Annotated in this window: 18 protein-coding genes; 11 read left to right on the top strand and 7 right to left on the bottom strand. The window is 40.1% G+C overall.

Going from position 1 to position 23,633, the window contains the following annotated elements; all coding sequences use genetic code 11:
- Window positions 1–137 precede the first annotated feature (137 nt).
- A complete protein-coding gene (locus tag L4D20_RS03605) occupies window positions 138–2,069 on the bottom strand; it encodes a sensor histidine kinase (protein WP_428800177.1) in 1,932 nt (643 codons plus the stop codon).
- A 241-nt stretch (window positions 2,070–2,310) separates the two neighbouring features.
- On the opposite strand from L4D20_RS03605, the gene L4D20_RS03610 reads away from it, so the two are divergent.
- The 10 genes from L4D20_RS03610 (at window position 2,311) to L4D20_RS03655 (ending at window position 13,493) form a co-directional block, all read left to right on the top strand.
- Window positions 2,311–2,793 carry a hypothetical protein gene (locus L4D20_RS03610; protein ID WP_428800178.1) on the top strand — a complete coding sequence of 161 codons (483 nt, stop codon included), beginning with the start codon at window positions 2,311–2,313 and terminating at the stop codon, window positions 2,791–2,793.
- Window positions 2,794–2,956: 163 nt separating this feature from the next.
- Window positions 2,957–3,190 carry a HipA family kinase gene (locus tag L4D20_RS03615; protein WP_428800179.1) on the top strand — a complete coding sequence of 78 codons (234 nt, stop codon included), beginning with the start codon at window positions 2,957–2,959 and terminating at the stop codon, window positions 3,188–3,190.
- A 380-nt stretch (window positions 3,191–3,570) separates the two neighbouring features.
- Window positions 3,571–3,693: a hypothetical protein gene (locus L4D20_RS03620; RefSeq protein ID WP_428800180.1), complete on the top strand. Its 123-nt coding sequence runs from the start codon at window positions 3,571–3,573 to the stop codon at window positions 3,691–3,693.
- A 22-nt stretch (window positions 3,694–3,715) separates the two neighbouring features.
- Window positions 3,716–4,879, top strand: coding sequence for a YcaO-like family protein (locus L4D20_RS03625; RefSeq protein WP_428800181.1), 1,164 nt, complete (start codon window positions 3,716–3,718; stop codon window positions 4,877–4,879).
- The gene (locus tag L4D20_RS03630) at window positions 4,879–6,387 is read left to right on the top strand and encodes an ATP-binding cassette domain-containing protein (protein ID WP_428800182.1); all 1,509 of its coding nucleotides are present in this window, start codon (window positions 4,879–4,881) and stop codon (window positions 6,385–6,387) included. Before L4D20_RS03625 ends, L4D20_RS03630 begins: the two co-directional genes overlap by 1 nt.
- Before the next feature lie 745 nt (window positions 6,388–7,132).
- Window positions 7,133–7,333 (top strand): HipA family kinase, encoded by a 201-nt coding sequence (locus L4D20_RS03635; RefSeq protein ID WP_428800751.1) that lies wholly within the window; start codon window positions 7,133–7,135, stop codon window positions 7,331–7,333.
- 623 nt (window positions 7,334–7,956) lie between these two features.
- Entirely contained in the window at window positions 7,957–8,847 is an 891-nt protein-coding gene (locus L4D20_RS03640; protein ID WP_428800183.1) for an aspartyl/asparaginyl beta-hydroxylase domain-containing protein, read from the top strand.
- 23 nt (window positions 8,848–8,870) lie between these two features.
- Window positions 8,871–9,758 (top strand): DMT family transporter, encoded by an 888-nt coding sequence (locus tag L4D20_RS03645; RefSeq protein WP_428800184.1) that lies wholly within the window; start codon window positions 8,871–8,873, stop codon window positions 9,756–9,758.
- Window positions 9,759–10,085: 327 nt separating this feature from the next.
- Complete coding sequence (locus L4D20_RS03650; protein WP_428800185.1) at window positions 10,086–10,868, top strand: hypothetical protein; 783 nt, start codon at window positions 10,086–10,088, stop codon at window positions 10,866–10,868.
- 915 nt (window positions 10,869–11,783) lie between these two features.
- Entirely contained in the window at window positions 11,784–13,493 is a 1,710-nt protein-coding gene (locus L4D20_RS03655; protein ID WP_428800186.1) for a hypothetical protein, read from the top strand.
- 233 nt (window positions 13,494–13,726) lie between these two features.
- Here the strand turns inward: L4D20_RS03655 and L4D20_RS03660 are convergent, their stop codons facing one another.
- Genes L4D20_RS03660 through L4D20_RS03675 form a run of 4 tightly spaced genes read right to left on the bottom strand, consistent with a single transcriptional unit; the run spans window position 13,727 to window position 20,869 of the window.
- Window positions 13,727–14,962, bottom strand: a complete 1,236-nt coding sequence (locus tag L4D20_RS03660; protein ID WP_428800187.1) for a hypothetical protein — start codon at window positions 14,960–14,962, stop codon at window positions 13,727–13,729.
- Complete coding sequence (locus L4D20_RS03665; protein WP_428800188.1) at window positions 14,959–17,859, bottom strand: tyrosine-type recombinase/integrase; 2,901 nt, start codon at window positions 17,857–17,859, stop codon at window positions 14,959–14,961. Before L4D20_RS03665 ends, L4D20_RS03660 begins: the two co-directional genes overlap by 4 nt.
- Window positions 17,856–20,306 (bottom strand): hypothetical protein, encoded by a 2,451-nt coding sequence (locus tag L4D20_RS03670; RefSeq protein WP_428800189.1) that lies wholly within the window; start codon window positions 20,304–20,306, stop codon window positions 17,856–17,858. Before L4D20_RS03670 ends, L4D20_RS03665 begins: the two co-directional genes overlap by 4 nt.
- A gap of 2 nt (window positions 20,307–20,308) precedes the next feature.
- Entirely contained in the window at window positions 20,309–20,869 is a 561-nt protein-coding gene (locus L4D20_RS03675) for a hypothetical protein (protein WP_428800190.1), read from the bottom strand.
- A gap of 263 nt (window positions 20,870–21,132) precedes the next feature.
- Between L4D20_RS03675 and L4D20_RS03680 the strand changes: the two genes are divergently transcribed.
- Window positions 21,133–22,053, top strand: a complete 921-nt coding sequence (locus L4D20_RS03680) for a PD-(D/E)XK nuclease superfamily protein (protein ID WP_428800191.1) — start codon at window positions 21,133–21,135, stop codon at window positions 22,051–22,053.
- A 28-nt stretch (window positions 22,054–22,081) separates the two neighbouring features.
- Here L4D20_RS03680 and L4D20_RS03685 read toward each other — a convergent pair whose 3' ends face one another.
- Complete coding sequence (locus L4D20_RS03685) at window positions 22,082–22,207, bottom strand: hypothetical protein (RefSeq protein WP_428800192.1); 126 nt, start codon at window positions 22,205–22,207, stop codon at window positions 22,082–22,084.
- Between the two features lie 110 nt (window positions 22,208–22,317).
- Entirely contained in the window at window positions 22,318–23,373 is a 1,056-nt protein-coding gene (locus tag L4D20_RS03690) for a sulfatase (RefSeq protein ID WP_428800193.1), read from the bottom strand.
- Window positions 23,374–23,633: the final 260 nt, after the last annotated feature.

Below are 23,633 nucleotides of genomic sequence, written 5' to 3' on the forward strand. Positions count from 1 at the left end.
AAGCTTGGAGCGTGGCTTACACAAGGGTGATATTTATAGGGTATAGGGTGTGGAAATGTGATGTTGACACCGAAGCTAACCTGTATTTGGGTTGGCTAAATGTTGGCATAAAGGTCTATGCTTATTAGCTCGTTCGTTTATTCTACCTTCATTTGGTGATTTTTCGGTATGATCATCGTTAATGTGATCCCTTGATCTGGCTGTGATTCAAAATGCAGTTGCCCGCACAGTTTTTGCTTTACTAAATTAAACACCAAATTTAGTCCCAGACCACTGCCACCCTTACCACGCCGGCTAGTGAAAAAAGGTTCGAATATTTTTTTATGTAATGAGTGATGAACGCCCGAACCATTATCTCGATACTCGAGAACAATACTATTTTCGTTTTGAGAGAAATGAATTGAGATTTTTGGGTCATCGTTATCATCGAAGGCATGATGAATACTGTTCATCACTAAGTTGGATACAATTTGCGTGATCACACCCGGTAGGCTGTCCATCATGATACTGTCATCTCCATCGATGATTGGTGTGACAGGGACTTGTTTGGTTTCAGAACTCAAGGTGGTCATCAATGCATCGAGAACTTGTTTTACATAAAAGGGGGTGCAAGCCTCGGACACTTGGTCAACGGATGTTTGTTTAAAATCATTGACCAATTTCGCCGCTCGATTGAGGTTTTTGTCTAATAGGGTGTTGCCGTCCTCCAGTTGGTTAACGAGCGCTTTAAAATCAGCGCTATTGAGTGTTTGATTGGAAAAGGCAGCATTTAGCTCGGCGGTGAGATCCTGAACATAAGAGGCCGTGGTTATGGCTATGCCTAATGGTGTGTTCACTTCGTGAGCCACTCCCGCGACTAACGCCCCAAGAGCGGCTAATTTTTCAGACTCGATCAATTGTGTCTGAGTGGCTTGCAGCTTTTCCATACTTTGTTTTAGATGCAATGTCCTAACTGCAACCGTCTTTTCCAGCGTCACGTTAAGTTGTTCCAATTCAAATAGAGTGGATTTGAGCGGCGTTATGTTAATGCTTGTTCCACGATAACCAATAAAGTCGCCGTGGCGAAACTTTGCTAACGCATGAAAAAGTACATAATAAGTGAGTCCGTTAATGATGATTGACTCTTCACACATCGTAAAATCGGTTGTCGAACGAATTGCTTCATGTAATGAAAACAGGGTTTTAAATTGTGGCACATCAAAAATTAGTGGTTTGTCAAACTCGTTGATGTTCAGTGCTTGTAACATGGATTCAGAGCAGTATGTTAATCGCCCGTTTGCATCCGTTTCCCATAACCAGTCGGAGGAGACATGGGTAAAATCGCTCAGGCGCTCCTGTTCAAATTTTATGTTTGTGTACAGCTGCGTGACGTCTCTAGTTATCTTGTTGGTTTCATTGGCGAGCAAATTTAGCTCGTCATATTTCTCCATGATCAACGCTTTATGGACCAGTATAAGAGGATTGGACGGTTGTTTTGGGCTGTAGTGTCTTAGGTAGTTGGCGATTGAGAAAATCCGTCGATTTATGCTTTCATGGAACACCATGAGAATGAGGTAACATACCAGTAAGGTCTTAGCTGCATTCAGGGTCAAAGTGACTATGAATTGTCTGAGCAGTGTGTCATAAATTAATTGAGTGTCAGATTCAATATAGATCTGGCCGATTACTTCCGTTTCGGCTAAGTCCTGATTGGCATATTCTAGCGGGTAGGTGTTGGAAATAGAATCGCCACGAACTGGGACTCCAGCATCAAAGGAATAATCTTCGGAGTCGATCCGTAGATAATCTATTCTAGGAAGATCGACCAAGCCATCCATTCGTTCTTTTAGAACAACGATATCAAAATCCCATAGCGATGAGGCGAGCAAAGGGGCGTGGACACGCCTTATTTCATAGTGCCGTTGGTCGACAGTATGGAACTCCTCGTGGTAATCCCAATAGATCTGCATCAGGGTTGTTAACAATGTAATCAAACCACTTAGAGCAATGATTATGACAATGATACGGCGACCGATTCGACTATAGAATGGGTTATGCCGACCATGTTCAAAAAGCTGACTCTTCCCCATGCTTACCTGATAGCCATAACGATACTAATAGTATAGTTGTTGGCCACGGTTTTGCTGTGTATTGAGCGGCTCTCAAAGGCTGTGATAAGCAGCTTACTGCCCTTTCGTGTTGCGCCCGATCTACAGCTCACTTTACCAGAGCATCATTTGACTTACTTTTTCTCATGACTCTACTGTGTACAAAGGCTGGTAACATCAATCTGGGTCGAACATAAAGTCGTGATAATTGGGAGTAGTGTGAGTGGTTATTCTTTTAAATGGATCCATCAATTCAGGAAAATCGACCATCGGTAATGCCTTTTGTACTCAAGAGAAATTTGCATTTATTGAAGGTGATTCTCTTAGAGACTGCGTACGATGGATGGATCTTCAAGATTCAATTCAGTTAAGTTTGACCAATGCAGCTGCACTAGCGAGTAACTTTGAGGCTCAAGGTATAAATTCACTAATCGCATATCCATTAGATGAATTTAATTTTCAATTTATAAAGGAACTATTAAGTGAGAATGTAGAAAAAATAGTTCCAATATCACTCTCTCCATGTATTGATGTTTTACAGAGTAATCGTGGCAATAGGGTATTGTCTGATTGGGAAATTTCCAGGATTAGTGAACTTGTAGAAGGTGGCATTGCCTATCCAGAGTTTGGTACCCATATTGACAACTCGCTATTGTCGGTTGATGAAACAGTCGCAATGGTTTTAGAAATAGCGACATCAGCATAAACACAACTTAGAAATGCCCCATGCCTTGCCAGCGGCGCTTAACCTCAAAAATCATAGTGAGGTGGTTTGACCTACTTTTTCTTATATGTGTAATGTCTACTGCGTTAGGGTCGTAGAATTGTGTGTTCTGGTACTCGGTAATGTTGTAGTAAAGAGAGATTTCATGGCAAAAAAAGAAGAGATTTGTATTGAGAAAATCTCACGAGAAATGACTCAAGGTAAAACGGCTCCTTACCTTTGTACTGATGATGAGAACAATAAGCATATTGTCAAAGGACGCAAAGCCGCATCGAACGGTTTGGTTAAAGTATGGATCTGTGCGCGATTAGGTACAGCTTTTGGCTTGCCAATCCCAGATTTCTCATTAGCGTGGGCTGTGGTAAAGAATTTGAAATAGCAGGGGACACTTCTTGCCCTATTTCTACTTAGTTTTTGTTTTTGCTAAGAGGCTGGGTTATCGATTAAAAACGCCACTATTGGAAGGGGTTGGGGTGCAAATTTGACCACACTGTTTTGACATTGAGACCAAACCTCTCTTTTACAGGGGCACTTTGACTCCAAAAATACAGGCTAAAAATGACAAGCTCATAGAGCGTGTTTAGCGTACTAACGCTTCAAAGATTGCCAAGAAAATCCATTTAAAGCCACTCACACTAAAATATAATTAAGTATAAATAATTTAAACAACTTCAATGGGTCAGATAAGTTCAGGTCGACTGTGCACACTAATTCTTAGTCGGTACAGTCCATTTCATCTCTTAATGTTAAGGAAAAACTATGGGTAACAAACGTACTGAAATTACCGAACCAACTGAGCCACCTCTGGGAGTAAGTCTTGAATTTGGCTTCTCCGAAAGCACAAATAGCAAAGAGCGCGATTTCTTAGCTTTCTTGGCTTAGCTTAGAATTTGAGGAGTGTTATATGTGTACATACCCAATAGAGCGCGAATTCAGTGGTCAACAGGCTGTCGAAACGATGAAACTTTGGTTAAAGGAGCATAACATTCACTCCTCACTTTACTCCACGGAAGACAATCTAGTGGCAACTGTTGAGCTTTCCTCTTTAACAGGAAGCCCCTTATCAAGTGGGTCAGGAAAGGGAAGCTACGCTGTAACAGGAGCGTATTTTGAGGCTTTTGAGCACATGATGTTGCAGCATCATTTTACTTCTTCACATATTCAAGTGGTTCCGTTGAAGGAATGGTTGAAATCGAAAAAATGCCACTCTCAATGTCTCTTTGGAAAGACACTGGCTGAATACGGGAATGAGTTATTGAAATTCTCAAGTTATCACTCCCTTTTATCCTTAGAAAACTATCTTGTGCCTGAAACTTTAATTAACCCTTTTTACATTGAAACTCTTCAGCCAAATGATGCGTATTTATTCCTTAATAAATACACGTCAAATAGTGGTTGGGCATCTGGGTCTTCATATGAAGAAGCCGTGCTTCATGGAGCAAACGAAGTGGTAGAGCGCCATTGTTTGAGTGAATTATACAAACAATACATAGGTTATTCTGATTACTCTGGTGGATTCTACCGAGTCATCCCTCCATGGGAACTACTGGAAAAATATCAGCTATCTCTTCCCAATGTTGACGAGCTTTCTTTCATCATGTCTACCACACTCTTTGGTTCCCATTTTTGTGCGTGCGTGATGCACTCTGCAGCTAGCCCTATGGCATTTCGTTCGTCTGGTGTTTCGTATTCAGAATTTCATGCCGTAGAAAGAGCTCTCTCAGAGCTCATTCAAATTATAGAGAACTATGACGCTGTCGAACTTAATGATGATATTAAGGCAAGCGAATTGCTAAATAAATACGATAGACTATGTAAAATCACAGATCTTTCTGAGTTAGACACGCTACCTCTTATGGATTGCTCTGCCATGCAACAGGATTCAAGAGATTTTAAGCAGCATTACGAAAATCTAGTGAGTTCAGTTAAAGCTAAAGGGTATGACTTACTAGTCCATACGGCATTTAATCAGGAAAAAATATGGCTTACATCGACATATATACCCGGATTGGAGCGCTTCAATATTATAGATAAGGGGAAGTTGGTCGTACCATTGGGAGATATGTAATGCTTAAAGTCACCTACCTAAAGTATTCTTTGCTCTTTTTTATCTTACTTTTGCTTAAAGCTAACTTGGCGCTTCCTTCGTATTTAATCGGGCAGATAATTAACGTTGCTTCTCAGTCTATCTCGCTAGAAGGAATGGAGACTTTGTTAACGTATCTACTGTTGTCGACAGTAGTGACTATTAGTATATCGCCTTTTTTTACCTATTTTTTTGAGCAAGAAGTACAACTCAACGTCGAGACCAAATCACGGATATTGTTTAGTCAGCTAATTCGTAAACCCTTTAGTCATTTCAAACGGTTAGAGATAGGTTCATTAGCCAGTAAGTTTGAAAGAGGCATAGGATCTTACGAGCAGTTCATCAATCTAAGCGTATCGCGAGGTTTACCTTTAGTCATTGAATTGCTGGTCTTTTGTGGCGCTATTGTTCTCTTTAGCGGATGGGGAACCTTTGCTCTAGTGATTGTTATCCTAGCGACTGCCGCGTTGATTAAGACTCTAATTATCAGGCTAAGACGCCCTCACATCCGTCGAGTTAATGAGGCAGAAGATGAAATACTCGATCAACTTGTTGGTGTCTTTTCGGGTATACGCACCATCCAGTCTAATCGTGTCGAAGGGTTCTTTGAAAAGCGCATTGCTCCATTTTTCGAACATTATAGACAAACAACTGTATCGCTTGCCGTCAGCCGGAGTGTATTTGATGGTGTCGCTATAGCGACACACAGCTTAATGTCACTTTCCATTATCGCATTGTTCATATTTTACTTGTTTCCAGTGCAACACGCTGATGCTGGAGCGCTTGTCACAGCACTACTTCTCTCTGCTAGTTTATCGAGGGCATTCGCAGGGTTATTGGATGTCTATAGATTGCTTGATCAAAGCCAAGAAGATTTTTCAGCATTAAAGGAAATTTTAAGTCACAAAGGTGAAGGTTCTGAAGTGAGTGAGTTATTAAGTAAGGCCCTAGAAGAATTGGCAAAGCCAAATGTAAAGACCATTGCCGTTATAGGTAAAAGTGGACAAGGCAAAACAATATTACTCGATACTCTGGCAGGTTTGTTAACCCCAAAGCCCGTATCTCCTCTCTCTTCTAACTATCTAGAACAAAACAACTTTGTTTTCTCGGGAAGTGTTTACGACAACCTTTCCCTTGGGAAAGAAATGGATATTGATTGGTTGACGAGTCAGCTAGATAAGATAGGACTGTCTTCTAGGCTGTCATTAGATTCGGAACTACATGGTAACGGTCAGAACCTCAGTGGCGGTGAAAAGCGAAGGCTGTGTTTTCTTAGAGCTTATATCCAATCCCCTGAATTATTACTACTCGATGAGCCTACAACAGGCTTAGATAGTCAAACAGGCCATGATTTGTGGAAGGTAATTTTTAGTCTATTAGAGCCACAAACCAAAATGGTTGTTGTAACGCACGACAATTCATATTTAGACCATTTCGATAAAGTCATCACTTTAGACGAAGTTGGCGTTGTACTATATCAACCTCCATAAACGATTAAAGACAAGATATATCCCCCTTAATTCAAAGGCGAATAACGACAAAGTCGCTTGGTAGTTAAGGTACGACAGAATCGCTTTGTGATCACAATGCTGGGATGAACATTACTAGAGCGTTTGTGCCCCAAACTTTGTCAGAAGGCGCAGTATTGGCAATTGAACTAGCTAATGTGGTAGACATGCACATTGCTCATTGAACAACTGTCGAGAAACCCTCAGCAACTGTAATATAACTAAACTATGATGAGTTGCATTTTCTCGTAAGACTGAGAAAGTACAGAAGAACCAACCTGGAGTAAAGCAATGACAGACTATGATGAGGTGATGCCGAATACTCGGTTTAAGCGCGAAACAAATCGTGTGTTAAGGATTTGCAAGAAGCAGCCTTATACGGTGCTTGTGACCATTGCAGGGAAGCCATCCCACGTATTCATAGATACGTCGTCGTATGAGAGCGCAATGAAAGTTCTGGAAAAAGCTTCTAAAGGTTAACTTCAGATTGATGTATTAGCATGCTGGATTCAGCCACTAAAATAGGCAAAGTAGAAGATTAACGTTAAAGACTAAACAAACATATTTGTGCCCCATTCCTTGCCAGCGGCGCTTAACCTCAAAAATCATAGTGAGGTGGTTTGACCTACTTTTTCTTATATGTGTAATGTCTACTGCGTTAGGGTCGTAGCATTGTGTGTTCTGGTACTCGGTAATGTTGTAGTAAAGAGAGATTTGTATTGAGAAAATCTCACGAGAAATGACTCAAGGAAAAACGGCTCCTTACCTTTGTACTGATGATGAGAACAATAAGCATATTGTCAAAGGACGCAAAGCCGCATCGAACGGTTTGGTTAAAGAATGGATCTGTGCGCGATTAGGTACAGCTTTTGGCTTGCCAATCCCAGATTTCTCATTAGCGTGGGCTGTGGTAAAGAATTTGAAATAGCAGGGGACACTTCTTGCCCTATTTCTACTTAGTTTTTGTTTTTGCTAAGAGGCTGGGTTATCGATTAAAAACGCCCCTATTGGAAGGGGTTGGGGTGCAAATTTGACCACACTGTTTTTAAAATGAGACCGTATTTATATTTTACAGGGGCATTTTCACTCCAACAATGCAGGCTATAAATGACAAGGTCATCGAACGTGTTTATCGTACTAGCGCCTCAATGATTGCCAAGAAAAACCATTTATGGCCACTCAGAGTAAAATATAAATTTAGTGATTATCTAGTCGCAACGGTCGAGCTTTCCACTTTAATAGGAAGCCCCTTATCAAGTGAGACAAGAAAGCGAACTACGCTGTAACAGGTGCGTATTCTGAGGAGTTTGCGCAAATAATTTTGCAGCATCACTTTACCTTTACGAAAGCATCCCCTAGTCGGAAAACAACCTTTGTATATGAGTTCGCCCTAATGTTTTTGTTATTTAAATTCGTGTCGAATAAGAAATAAATAACGATTAATAATGTTACGAGTGTAATTCACTGATGTACGTTACTTCACAGTTTTTACGCAGCATCTAATACTTCTGATTTTGGATACTGCAACTACTCTGTGTTAAAGGTAATTATATGAAAAAAGTGATATCGAAAACAAAATTGTTAGGAAAAATAAACTTTAACAATGAAGCGTTAAGGCGTGACTTAGACGTTATTGAGCGCTTTCCAGTGTTTGAAGAAGAGTACAGCGAATTTAGTCAAGGTACATGGATTAATAACTCTTTATGGAATGATAATGGTGATTATCGTAATACTCAGTATAAAGAAAACCCTAATAAAGCTAAGTTGACTGAGTTAGGGCTTCAAACGCATTATATTAATGAAGTTATCCATCAATTTTTTGATGCGGACAATTTAAAGATGGTCAGAACCCGAAACCTTATTAATGGTCAGGTCATCCCACATAAAGACTTCGTAGAGTTCGGCAAACAGAAAGAAAAATATCTTCGAGTACTTATTCCATTAGAAGCACCTATGACGTCATACCATAGCGATGAAGACTTTGGCGTGTTTCGGATGAGAAAGGGGGAAATCTGGATGCTTGACGCGAGTGTGGTGCACGCAGCTTACAACTTTGGTCAAGATAGCCGAGTGATTTTGTGTCTTGATTTCCAATTTGAGGGAGTCGATAAACTCTACCCTGAAATGATTTTCACCGATCGCTCTATCTGCGAGAACTCCCTGCATCCTATGGTGTTTAACCGACAAGCTCTTACCAAGCACGACAAGCAAGACTTCGTAAACGAGCTTGCCCGTTCAATCCACAATTTGGAAGATATTAAAAATGCTGTGTTTAAGCTGTCTTTTGCACACATTCACCACGAGATCCCGATACAAGAAATCTATGACATTCTGATTGAACTGACTCAAAATAAGGGGCTAGACATCCAGAATTATTGTCGAGAAATGAAGCAATATTATATAGGTGAGCGCGGTCTAGGTGAGCGTTTTACGTTAGTTTGAGCACCTTAGCGAAGAGAGCAATAATGAAATACATTGGCTTTGTATTTATCTTACTCTGGTCTTCTGGTTATATTTCTTCGTCAATTGGGTTGATGTACACCAACCCATTGTCGTTTATAACACTGCGAGTGGTCATTGCGTTGTTCGTATTCATTTTGCTCAACTTCTTATTCGCAGAGTCTGGGTCTGTTATGTCGCGGAAAGACATCATAATGTCGTTATGGGTCGGACTGTTTATCCAATTTCTTTACCCTGTTTTATTCTCTTATTCACTGTCTGAGGGTATCAGTCCTGCAATGCTCACTGTGGTGCTAGGGCTACAGCCAGTACTCACACTGATCATCTCACGCGGTTGGACTTCTAAAGTACAAATAGGGGCAATTATAGGTTGTATGCTCGGCACGGTACTATTGTCTGTTGAGAGCTTGAGCTTAGGTGCAAGCAATGAGGTCAACATGCTATATGCTGTGTTGTCTCTATTAGGGATTACGCTCGGCACGGCCATACAGAAACTCTATTGCTCGCATATCCCAATTCAAAAAACGATGGGGCTCCAATGCTTCTCTGCTTTGATAGCGTTAGTGCCGACGACACTGTTATGGAGTGAGTTCACCGTACAAATGACCACGCCGTTTCTTGTGGCATTACTGTGGCAATCGCTAGTGATATCATCGCTAGCGTCTGTCTTGTTGATCCACGCACTCAAATCCGGAACCGTGACGAATGTCTCGACGTATTTCTCCTGTGTCCCTGCATGTACCTCAGTATTATCCTACCTGATTTTGGACTCCGAATTGACCATCACTATGGGAATGGGTATCGGCTTCATTATTGTGTGTACGTATCTAGTTCACAATCCACAGTCCACCCGAATATGGCAAGTTAAACTGAAAAAAATGGGAAAGGATTAAAAGACTGGTGTTAATTGGTTCTAACCAGTGGTGAGTCAGGGCGATCTGCTCTGACTCACCTTTGCCCCATTGCTTCTTAGCTCCGTCGAACGGAGTCCTTCGAATGTTCTAGAATAGACCAAATAAAGCTAATCCATGTGTACGGCAGTTATGTGGATATTTTCGGTAGATTTCTTACGAATATCTCTTTCGATTCACACAATATAATTATATTGGTTGAGTTTCATAATGGACGACAGCAACATAATAGAAACGTGGGTACGGAAGAGTTAAGCCTGTAAAGCGTTAGGTATTTACGTGTAGTTTTAGCTATGAGGAGGAGGCCAAATGGGTGACTGGGATCATTTACATGATATGCATAATGAAGGTTATAGCGCTGATCAAATAAGTGATGCAGCAGCTTGTGGGTATAACCCATATGATATTAACCTAGATCTGTATGCTTTAGGGTTATCTCCTAAAGAGTGGGAGGCGGCTGATAGTAATTTCGATTCAGAGTTATCCAAAGTTAATCCCAAATTAGAGGTGATCTTTGAGGAGCTGGTAGATAATGCCGAATCTTTCTACAAGCTTACAAATCGTTATTTGCAGATTTGGGGGGAATTAGGAGAGTTATATGCCGAAATTAACTATGGTATTAAGCGGCATAAACCACATACAAAAGGGTCAGACGGAAAACTAGGAAATGACTTCATCGAAGTAAAAACGATTTCTCCTGAAAAGAATAAAGAAGAAGTGAAAGTGAAACGTGCCGGAAACTTTAATAAGCTTCTAATTGTAAAAATATCCTCCGACTTTACGTTTGAAGGGCAACTAATTGCTCGAAAAGATCTACCGAAAGGTAAAGGTAAGCATGCAAGAGCTTCATGGATCCGCAAGAAAACTGTAGTCACAAAACCACAAACTGTAATCACAAAATCAATGACCTGTTCACCTGAAGCCAAAATATATGCAGCCCTAAAGCTTCCTACTTCTTTAGACGCCGAACTTCAAAACAAGCTTGGTTTGTCGGAGTCAGATTTTACCAAAGCAGTTGGTGAGCTTTCTAAATCTCATAAGATTAAGCGTTCACTAGAAGATAGTGAAAAATGGGTACGTAATACAAAGTAACCTAGTAACTCGATAAAGACAGATTTTCAACGCTTGGTATTATCAGTTTAAGTTGAACATAGTGCTTTCAGTACAATTCTAAATAGGCTGAGTGATGGGCTCGTTCACTTCTCAACGCTACATCTGCTAATCCAGGATCTACTAAATTGGTAAAATCGGTAGCTCAAGGTTGCCCCATTCCTTCTCAGCGTTGCTGTTTTTACCTTTCTCGTTAGTACTAAACTAGATTTATTTATACTTCTAGGTTGCATGTAACGTTACTTTTTAATTGTGCATCTTTTTGTTACGTTAGGAGTTGATTGATGTAATCACGTTTTGAATCTCAAGGACGGTTTGGTGGGAATTAAAGGTTATACATTTAAGTCAAGGGCTTGTTCAGTAGGATATTTTTCTATTCATGGTGTTATACTTGCAGCTATAGAACTCAATATATTCGCATTGTTCAGCATGTTGTTACTATCTACGTTTTTGATATTCGATAAGGATTTTTATGCATTACTAGCAAAGTATCCGGCATTTAAACGCATCACGATAGCTATTAGCAGTATGTGCCTAATCATTACGTTGATTCGTTTAATTTGGGATTTAAATCTAGAGACTGTCATATATACGTATGTTTCTGGTTCAATTATTTTTGGTTTATTACTTAAAAGGTTTTTCTTAAAGAGTGACCGAGATGAGTCAAGCAGAGCGTAGTTTTAAGTAATAAATACCATCTGTTCTCAATTACTGAATATCAGGAATTTGCCTTAGTTAATTTCAGGATATCAATTCTACCGTTCAATTTTACTAAATCACTTCTGCCCCATTCCTATTTAGCGCTAATAATAAATAGGGTGTTCTATTCCTACTATTGACCTATTTTCTCTAATGTATGACTATGACTATGGTTGATTATTGGTTGAAGGCTCCATAATGCTACAGATATGTTCAGGAAAAATGTTCCAAAGAGATATTGAGTATAGAAATAATCTACGAGGGATACTTTATACAAATCTAAGACTAAACCGAGATAAAAAGCTGGATACAGAAGCTGGTTCCCTTTTATCAACATCAAACTTGGGACAGTCAAACGCTATTGTTTATGAATTAGAAGAACTAATCGAGGCTAGCGGTCATGGTGCAGGGGTACTCATCTCACATGGAGTCGACCCATATATACTGGATTTTTCTGCCATTATTTCGTTTGCTTTGAACTGTACAGCCTCACCTAGCTATACTCTTACTGATAGATTGCTTGGTGATCAACGTGGGATCTCTACACACTCAACACCAAAGCAAATAGTAAAGCGAGTGTTTGATAAAGATGTTTACTGTAATGATAAAGACGAAGAACACTTGCTCAAACTAATAAAACATCTTATCGGCTTAAAAAGGCATACATACCTAGGGGTAATGAGTTCAATTCGAACGTATGTTACAGGTATGCAGCGTATAGCTGACGACTTCGAATTGGCGTATACATTATTGGTTGCTTCTATAGAATCCCTTGCACAAAATTTCGATGGTCATAAAGCATCGTGGTTGGATTATGACCAGAGAAAAAGACGGCTAATTGATTCAGCGTTATCTGATGCAGATGAAATAATTTCGGAAAAAGTGAGGACAGCCCTTTTAGATATTGAACATACATCTCTAGGTCGTCGATTTAGAGACTTTTCTCTAGAAAATATAAGTCCTTCGTACTATCGAGAAGAAATAGCAGACGTTCTAAACCCTATATCAAAAAATGACTTATCTAAAGCCTTATCAAATGCTTACCAAGCTCGATCACAATATATTCATAACTTACGAAAACTTCCAGACCAGTTAATCACGACTGATTCGTATACAGAAACATGCAGAATTGATAAGAAGACATGGCTTACTATCCAAGGGCTATCAAGGCTTGCAAGGCATGTCATAACAGAATTCATTATGCGTCAGCCCACGGTTGAAAAAGAAACTTATGATTATTCCCTTGAGAGAGCTGGAATTGTACAAATACCGATGGCACCGCAATATTGGGTTGGAAGACCTAACCTAAATCAAGGTGCAGGTAGCATGAAACTAGAAGGTTTTTTATCTCAACTATCTAACCGTATGACAACAGACAAAGGCGTGGTAACGGATTTAAGGGAATTATTAACAGTAGTTGAAGGGAAAGTGAATGAGCTTAAAAAAGATGACAAATTATCTTTTATAGCTCTTTATTTTATTTTTAATGGCTTTGTTTCGCAATCACAGCGAATGGAAAATTCTGATAGTTTCATTACTACCCATGAAAAACAATTATCAACCCCAAGTGCAGAAGCATTAATCGTAAACCTTCTTTTTAACAATGTCCCAGATTGGGATTTGAAAAACCATTATGACTGTTTAATTAGCTACTTCAAAGAAAGAGATAACAAACTAAAATTTCGCTGCCCCAAGTTATTTGAAACGGGAATGATACTTCAACTAGCTGAACGTTATCGTTCGTCTGGGGATTACCATTTCGCTATTGAAATGGTTGAAATGGCAGTAGAAAACAACCCTGAACACACTTTACTTCGACAGTTTGAGATAGATTTTAAGCTAGATGATCATGTAATAGAGTGGGCTGCAATCTTAATACCGAAAAAAGAGGATCAGACGGATGAATAGTTATTGCTTCAGTAAATATCAATTTGGATGCTCTTCTTTAGCAAGAGAGGCTATTCTTGCCTCCTCTACTGATGTTTTGATGTATATTTACTAATCCTATATTAGTGTGCTAGCTAAAAGACCCTAGCTCACTTTTGTCCAAAAATGAGTTACAAGGCCGATTAAGGGTGTGTGATCACCTAGGGAATTTGTCGTGCTGCAATCCAAGGCAGCAAAGAAGTTATTGCGAAAAATCAAATAGCCTCAAACTTAAGCACTATGTACTCACAATTCGTTTTGTCGGTAAAAATTAGGCGCCTTCTTTGAGCATCGAAGTAAAAATAGGCGTCCTGGCCCCTATAGTAATTTATGACTTTTTCAAATGACCATAGACTCAACGTAAGTGGTTCAGGTATTGCGTCTGACAATAGTGGGAGATCTGTAGTCCATTTTGAAGTTCCATGGTCTTGGCTAATGCTAAGCGTTGTTGATGTGCTACCAGGGTCTGACCTGAGAATTAGCCTCGCTTTCTTCTTTTCATTGGCTACATTGAGTTTTGGTAACGTATACGGTAGGTCTTGTAGCGACATTGAGGTGAATAACTCTAGATCTAGAAACCGCAACTCCTGGGCTAGCTTTTGACCATCCCATGTATTTTGGGATTGAGAAAATGAACACACACAATTGCCTTGAGAGACGATTATGCGAGTTTTTGTCGTTTCGATTCTAATATTGCCTGGTAATACACTGGCAAGTTCGTTTAGAAGTTTCATACATTCAAAACTGATATGGCAATTTTGAATTGGTGTCTCGATGCTTTGCCTCGTTAGGTTTACCTTTGAGTTTAATGAGCAAGACTTGCCTAAGCTATTAGAGAACAAGTTGAGATTCCATCTATCGTCGATAAACTCTGGCGATAGGATAATCTCACTCTTCTGCCTATTATTATTTCCTTCCTTAGATAGCTCACAGACCATTGAGAGCATTCTTCTTAGATCGGAATGATTTATTAAATAACCCACGCCAGATCGTGGTTGTGCTTGATGATATTGGGTTAGCGATTCGCAAGGGGATACATCTATATAATAATCAATTTCATTTTGAAGTTTTGGTTTTCTAGGAATTTCATCACTATCAAATAAAGACATCTGTTGATAGGGCAGGGTAATATGGGAAGCGAGCTCAAATTTACGCTCACTAAGGAGCGTCACTGATATAGGGTATTGAACGCCTAACTTTTCTAAAATGTTTATAAAGACTTTGGCTGGCACTTCGAAATAACAACCCTGTATCAAGTTTGTCTCGATGATAGGCCAGTAATACGTTTTAGCTGTGGAAGATCCCGATGAAAGGTGATTGCTAATTTTCAATATGTTATTGGTTATATCGATATGCATTCCCACCTCTTGTTGGTCTATTTCTTTTGTCGCAAAAAGCTTAAGGAAACCAAGAGAAAAGTTCTCTTCTAGTATCAGATAATCTTTCATCATGGTTTCTCCTCATAAGTGGCAACTAGAAAGTCGAGATAGTTGGCGAATTGTAAAAGAATGGCGTCGATATCATTCCATAACGGCCAATACAGTCGATAAGGGCGTAGTAGTGCATTGGTTTTTCCTGTTCCGTCGACAACGTATGGATTGATATCAAAACGCTCGAGAAGGGCTTTCCAACTAATGAGTGCTCTACACTCTGAACTTGATTCAATTCGAATGGTGAAAGGGGCAAGATTCAGCATCTTGTATATTTGTAGTGCGGTGTGTAGATCTCGGTACGTAGAGGTTTTGTCTTTAGTTCTTTTCAGCTTGAGATACTTGAGTACTCTATGCTTTTGTTTAACTAGTTCGGATTTTGACAGTGAAACCCAACTATTGGCAGATAAACTCAGCTTTAGCCACGGCGTAACTTGGTTTGCTTCAGGAACAAATACAGTTGGCGGATTGTTGATGTTTTTGAGCCACTTTAAGATTTCTTCATTACAACATTCATCAGCAACTCCTTTGGCTTGTTTTTCGATTTCGCGTGTAAATTGAGTAAACAGTGTCCCATTAGATTGTGTTATTTGGTTAGGGTTACTAGGGAATAATGTTGGGTGATGTTTTGCTTGCTGCCAATGCCTTGATAGCCAAACTCTTAGGTATTCGCTATCGATTACTCCTGACTTCGATTTTTCATCAATGTCGGTCAGAAATTGCTTTTGCCGGGTGAAGCCGTAGTTTGAATTTGCACACCAATACCGTATGGCCGACTTTGTGATTGGTGTTTTACTGTAATTGATAATCAAGCTTATCCAATCAAGTAGGTGTATGTAATTACCAAGTGTTGTAGCGGCCGATGCGTGCCCAAGTTTCTCACTGACCCAATCTATGATTGGAAAATAGGGAGAGAGGGTTTGTCCACAAAGCTCGAAAGCGAGTTTTATTCTGGCTTGTTGCTCTGGTGAAAATAACGAATGTTGGTTGAAGTAGAGCTTCGGTATCTGTTTCGGCTCAAAAGCAATGATAGCCAGTAAATAGACCCAGTTGTTCGCTGCACAGTGCCTTAATGAGTGCGTCACCAAAGTGTCATCGTTTAACTCTTTGCGCATGAATTGTATGAACTCATTTTCTAGTCGAGCATAGTGAGTCGAATCAAAAAGATTATTGCTGCCGCTAGACCAGGCTGCACGGTGCTGCTCATTGGTATAGGTAACTAGATTATTGAGAATTTGTTCCGGTAGAAGTGCAAGAGGAACCTTTCGTACAGCATTGATAGACTTTCGCTTTTTACCGTCAGTGATATAGATAAAGCCGGTATTAAAATCGATATCATTGATTAGAAGACTTAGCGCTTCATCTTCTCGCAATCCAGCGTAATAACAGAGCTGCATGATGATAACGATAGGCAGCGTTGATGTTGAGTCTGTCGGGTAAAATCGATAGCAGATATCATCGAACATTGCGGGTGGTATGTAATGTGCACGAGCAATACCTTGATAGCTGAGCAAATCAAAGCCATCGACATCGATTTGTCGAAATTTAGGATATTGAAGACAAAAAGAGAGAAAGCGTATGACAGTGCGCTGCTCTTCAGAGTTCTTGATTTGATTAATACCTATTTGGCATTGGGTGTGAAACTGGGTTAATGGAATGGCTAAGATTTCCGGGTCTAACCAGGCCGCTTGTACAAAGCGAAGAATGGTCGAGTAGTAGGACAAAAGTGTACTTACAGCCAGTTTATCTTTCCAAGGTGAGCCGAATATAAACAGTGAAGTGATCCAATTGATGACAAGAGCATCAGACCAACAGTACTTGCTATTTACCAGGGCAAGCATTTCTTTTTTTGCTATTTTGTAATCTTTAGAACGACGATCTTCGCTTTGTGACTGTTCTTTAAAGTGAGCCAGAATAGACTTAAGCTTCTCGTGATTTGGCTCGTCGTGCTTAATTGAATGATTAGCAACTGGCTCCCAAATGAACTCTGTCGATGACTCTATTGTTTTCCATTCTTTATTTTTCTGCTTATGTGGCTCATTGTGTCCGGCAAAGCACCTTAGAAAGGTATGATTCTGTGTAGCGATATGTTTGTTCCATTGCTCATCTAAACCGCAACTTCGGTTAAGAAAAGAGAGGTACTTAATCACCTTATCAACAGAGAGCATTTGTAGGTTTTCTTGTTGTGGGCTGCTACTAGTATTGATAGCGAAGGTACGCCACTCAACTATGGCGTCACGTATTAATGATTGGCACTTTTTATCACTAACCCCATGAGCTTCTAGATGTATTCGTTGCATGGCGAGAATGGCTTCATCAACGAGATAAACTCGTTGATTGGTAGTCTCGATAAATGCACTTGCCACGGATGTTGAACCATTAATGATCTGCCATTTTTCCATTGGGAGTTTAATAAGCTCATTGAGGGCTGATAAGTTGGTAATATTTGCTTTGTTCGCAACGGTCAAAATAGCATGCCCAAGGCTTGCTTTTTGAACGTCAAAACCAGCGAATTTAAGTCGATTTGATGTTGGGTGAAAATAAGACAAAACATAAGCAAGGTGCTCAATGACAGCAAGCGGCGGCGTATTGTCATGAAGAATTGGTTTTTCATCACGCAATGGCATGAGAACTTTTGGGGCTATGAGTTCAGGGTTAAACTGGTTGTGGTGATGGTACAATTGTTCAAGCACCTGTGTGGTTGCTTGAAGTTCATCAGCGGTTTCAGCAAGTCTAGCAAGTGGTTTTGAGATCTCTTTGAAGTATGTTTTCCTGGCTATGCGATGACTAGAGAATAGTTGAGGGTGGGAATCATAGATTCTATAACAAACAGAAACGAGAGCATCTTGATACTCAGATGTACTTGTGTCTGAAAGGGTACGACTAAGCTTAATTATCCACTCTTGTAGAGTGCTCATACACGACAATGCCTCCGTTTAAAGCTTGCCATAACCTTACAAGCTTCTTTATCCCATTTACGAATGGCTTTCCATGAAAGAAGTACATCGGGGTTACTCGAGAGGCTTTCAATTTCGCTTTGCAATGCTTTCTGTATGCTAGCCAATCGAGAGATCGAGCATAGGGAGAACTGAGATAATGGATTTTGCCCCCGTTTGTAGTGGTTCATCTTTTGGTTTAGAAGCTCTTGCCTAAACTGATTGTTTGAACCATTGTTGAGCTGAGTGACCTGATGCGCACTGAGATGTCGGAACGTACCATGCTCTAAGGGTGCAAGGTATTGTTTGTAAAGCTGATTTAAAACACGGCTACTTAAAGACTGCCATTTGTCTTCGAGTAGAACAGAAAGACAAGCTGTCTTGTTTTCTTGATATTCAGCCGAGATGGATTTACAAAATACCTGATACGTTTTTAACACCTCAACTAACTCTGGTGAGAGGACGATGACTCTTTTTTCCTCGCTATGATGAACTCGTTTGTCTTGGACTGTCATCACGCCGCAGTTCCACGCAATGTCTTTGGCACGAGCGTAGGGCTCCGCTACCGGACGTAACGCCAACTCTATCGCCGCTCGTATATGAATGTATATTGCTAATCGGTGGCATATTTCGCTAGAGGATAAGCTCGCTAATTCGGCCTCTACTAATGGGGATAATATAGCGTGAAACACATCCGGTAACAGACGTTCTCTAAGCGTTATCGCACTGCCAATATGGTCATGATAGGAAAAATCATCGATCAACGTGGCTTTGGTTTCAGTTGACCAGTCACGGTTATCACTCATTCCAAGAACTTTAAGAAACTCAAACCATGATTCATAAAGAGAGCGGTTAATTGAGGTCGTATCGAAGTTTGAATAGTGCATGATGACGCTACTATTTCTTTGAAGGTATTGACGATAGACAGACGGCATTTTTTGGTTGGCGAAGCTGTGGAAAGATCGAAATAGCCGACTAGGCGTAACTTTAAAAGAAAAATTGGACTTAGTTGCTTTTGATTTCTTTTTTAGCCAATCTCGCAAGTCTGATGGCTTGACCGAAAGTACCGTTTGCAGCTCATCCCCATCTCTTTTACAAGACGGTAATGCCCTTAAGATAAGACTCAACAGAGTGCACAGCGGGTATGGCAGGTTAATATCAACAAATGATTTCGTGGAGTAATAGTGCTTAGAACCTTTATCAGGCTGCTTGCCTTTAAATAGTGCGGTTCCTATGCGTAAAAAGGCAGTACAGGATGACTTTCGGTCTAGTTTGTAGAATAGGCTATAGGCATGACTAGTATTCTTATCAATTAAGTCATCACTTTTACTATTTTCGTTGAACACAAGAGGGTTGATGTTGGTTTTGCCGGTGAATAGATTGAAGAAGAAAAGAAACCAATAGGAACGTTCTCCTTCTATCGTTTGATTCATTTTATGTTCAAAAAACTCTGGGCAGTGGTAATGTAGCCACGCAGATACTTCGCTAGGAGTAAGCGCCGATTGCACCATTGGCAGTGAACGATTAGCTCGGGCAATCGCATTCTCAATTCCAGCTTGAGCCTGGCGATATTTTCGCTTTGCCTGCTCTTTAGTTAATGCAGGGCTATTTAATAACTCATCACATTCATTCTGATGGAAAAACGGAGTGCTGTCATTTCCCTCAATATCAGCTGGAGTGAATACAGTTACATTTCTGCCATCAAGGGTTGTTAGCTCTTTTACATGCTCATTATCACTTTTAAATGGAAGGCGAGGGTTTGGTTTGTTAGGCCGTTTACGCACACGTATTAATAAATGAGAAAATGGAGAAAGGTCAGAATTATCTTTGCAGTAGGAAGCCAGCTTCAGGTTACTCATCTTCGTAAGCTCATCTGTTTGGATAGGGAACTCGACGATTCTTCGGCGTACTTTATCAAATTCGAGCCACTGCTGATAAGTGATATCTGAAGAGGTATTTTGCAATCGCACAAAGAAAGTCAGCCAAGCTTTTTGTGATTCTCGGTCGAGAAATGATTGGATGAATAACAGTGTGCAATATTCAGGATTAAGGGTCAGTATCGATTGCAATTCATTACGCTCCGCTTTAGCAGGAATGAACGCTTCTATACTGTCAGCGGCGTCACATAAACCATCGATGACTTTGCGAATGACAGCAATATGACTTTTTAGCAACGTGTTGACTTGTTGATCCAATTCAATATAAGTATCTAATAGCTGATGGGCAATCGTCTTAAAAGAGAAAGGGAAAGGCAGTGTATCGGGAAGAGGGCATAACCTATTAAGGCTTAACAGAGAGTGCTCTATCTCAGTCTCATCGAAGTCGATTAAGGTGGGGACGCTAGAAAGCTCGCGGCATAACTTTTGGACATCATTAACCTGCGTTTCTATTGTGTGTTGAGAAGAACCTGCCGTTTCAATAAACCACATTACTAATCAGCCCGATTAGAAGTATCTTCTGGAATGTCTCTTGTAAGGGCGTCCCAGCTGACTGTATTACTTGGTACCTGTATATTATTTTCGTGAGTCTTATTAAGCTTTTCAGCGTGACGACGAGTTAGACTTCTTTCGCACCGGAGCATTTCTGTATGCTGCTTTTGATTCAAAATTGGACGGTGGTTCCCTGTTGATTGCCACCTTTTCTCGAGTCCGTGAAGGTCTTTGCAATCGTATTCAGACAGGTGTTTAATGAAGTAGTTCTTGTAAATCGCAATTTGAACTTGTTCGATGCCTTTAGCATTGCCTAGGATGATTGTAGACACTTCAAGGTCAGGGTTATGGCTTTGTAACCACTTTATTTCATCGATGTTCTGGGTAGGATACGTTTTCTTCTTTGAAACGAGCACTTTGATTGGCGAGATAGACTCCGTAAGCATGTCGACCATTGAGGTGCCATTTTCTTCATAAAGGTAGTTCAGCTTATTGAAGAGATCCGTATTTGGGTAAGGTGGCTCTAATTTTTGTAATTTAGATATTGGTAAAGATTTCATCATAATAAAGACTCACATTGTTACTTTCTATATATGCTAGGTAGTGCATAGAAAATGAGTGCCTATTTCTGTATGACTGTGTGATCTTGCTTCAATAAGTTTTGATTTTTAGTGGGGGTATTCTTATTTATGCAAATTCTTGAGCAAGAAATGCTGCATATTTGCCACATCTAAAATCAGATTGTTTGGAGTAGTTTTAATGAAGACATTGGCAGGACTGCCTTTAGGCACTTCGAAGCAGTTGGAACAGGTAATTGGAGTAGTTAATGATTGATTTACAGTTATTGCAGAGTATAAACGAGCGAGATGTCGATCTACTTATTCTTGAGGAGCTCAATATCTCTACCCGCTTTGCTCATTGGTTTGTTACTCGGGTGCTGTGCCAACCTGTCATCATACGAAAAGTGGGAGCGTGGCACTCTGTTATCGACCCTACGTTAGGTGAATCCGATCTGGTTTTCATTTATCAATCTGATGACGGCTCTGACCAAGCGATACTCATTGAAAATAAGATTGATGCATCAGCTCAACCTGAACAAGGACTTCGCTATACAAAGCGCGGTGAAAAGGGCATCGAACATGGACGTTGGGTTGACTTCAAAACCTGTCTAATAGCCCCAAAGAAATATTTGGATGCCAATACTGAAAGTTACGATAGCAGCATTGCATATGAAGAGATCATGGCCGTTTTCGTCTCTGAAGGTGATGAGCGTGGAGTGTATCGGGCAAACTTTATTAAAGAGGCTATAGAGAAAAATCGTCGTGGTTACAAAGCTGCGGTTAGCGATGAGATGACAAACTTTGCGAAAGATTACCTCAAGTATGTGCAAGACAATCACCCGCAATTAAACCCAGAGACATCAAAGCCAAGGGCACCAGGCAATACTTGGATACGCTTCTTTCCTAATCCCATGGACAAGAATACCCAAATCGTTCACCAAATATATGGTAATGCAGTTAAGTTGATGTTTTTTGGTCAAGCAGAACAATATGAGGCGATAGTTGCTAAGTTTGAAAAATACCCAGATGAGGGATTGTCGGTATACCGTTCAGGTAAGTCCGTCATTGTTGAAGCTGAAACCTCAAAAATAGATCCGCTTACTGAGCGATTTGAAGACGTAAAGCCTCAAATCGATGAAGCGATAGATTTGGCACTAGCGTTTCTAGAAAAACACCATGATCAGTAATGAAGCCAACGTTTTAGGAAAGATACACCTATATGAAATTAATGATGAGCGTAAGAATCACGACTAAAACAGAGCCAACATAGGCTATATTAATGATATTAGAATCAATCCAGTCGCAATAGGCTTGAACGCCTACGCCTAGCTTCTCTTTCATGATGACCTCCACAAACTCCGATAGTTATAGTAAATCATAGCTTATCATTAAAGACGATGAGTTTATTGTGAGGATAGATCATTTGAGAAGCTACTCTATTAGTTTAGTAATCAATACCACACCAACTGACTTTTACTCTTAACCACAATCTGAGCTCGGTTGTTAAAGCTTGAAATTTTACCTGACACACAGACTTTACTATCTAATAAACCATGAAATGAGTGCTGCTCATCCAGTACTCGTTCTTTGTCTGAATTCCAAATTACAGCCGTAAATAGCGTGTTCGGGAAGCTTTTGTTTAGATTCAGATACGTTCCTTTAGCAAAGTCAGTCACCTGAGTAACGGTACCGCACACGGTTTTTGCGCTATCTACATGGTTAATAGCATTTTTGGTAGAAACGGCATAGGCTGGTGGCCATAGGCTTTCACTAGTGGTTGTTACTTGAACCGCATTCTGATCGGATGAAATATTGCTGTCAGGTGATTTTATATTGCTACCTAGCACGAAAAAGCCTACCGCAAATATTACAGCGGCTAAAGTCACGCTCATGCCAATCCAAAATCCTGACATATTCTTAGAACGAACTTCTTCAAGCAGCTCTGTTATTTCATTTTGCTGCTTTAGAGCGGTATTTTGAAGTTTTAGGTGTGTATTCTCTAACGTTAACTCGCGCAATAACGCTTCAGTTCTGTTAACAGCTAATTGTGCTTGCTCTTGTATATTCTGTATCTGAAGGGCGGATTTATTTGCAGAAAGTGCTAGGACTAGATCTGCATGAGAATTAAGGTTCTTTTTCTCATAATTAGGGTGAAAATCTAATAATTGCTGCGTCGATAAAACACCAGACTTCCTGAGCATTTTCATAACTTCAGATAGATAAAATTCAGTCTCGATATCGTTTCTCCAAGCCGTTACTAGAACTTTACCCTTAGCAGACTCTCTGACAACAAAAGTACCTGAATAACGCTCATTGGTTATTGGGTGGATCATCGTCGCTTGATAGATTAATCGGTCTTCAAAACGTCGGTCAGTTTTTGGCTTATCTTCTAGCAGTAAAATACAGTCATTATCTTCGTTGAGTGTAAAACCAAAGCGCAACGGAAAAGAATCAATGTTGCAGTGCTCGTTACACTTAACTAGAACGGAGATTTGAGACTGAGACATAGTAGAACCAAAGGAAACAATATTGAGAGGTGATGATTTTATTGATTCGGTAGGACATGTCCATACTTCATATCAAGAAAGTCCACCTTATAACAATATTATCATTAGTCTACTAAGGAAAAGTATAAGTAGATCTAATCAAAGTATGTTTTCATAAGCTTATGAACATGTAATGAGCTCACATCACAAGCTTATAAACTACGTTGTTAACAATATGCTCTTTACCATACCTCTCAACAACGACCCATCGTTCACTAGAG

The organism is Vibrio kyushuensis, assembly GCF_050337325.1.
Lineage (GTDB): Bacteria > Pseudomonadota > Gammaproteobacteria > Enterobacterales > Vibrionaceae > Vibrio > Vibrio kyushuensis.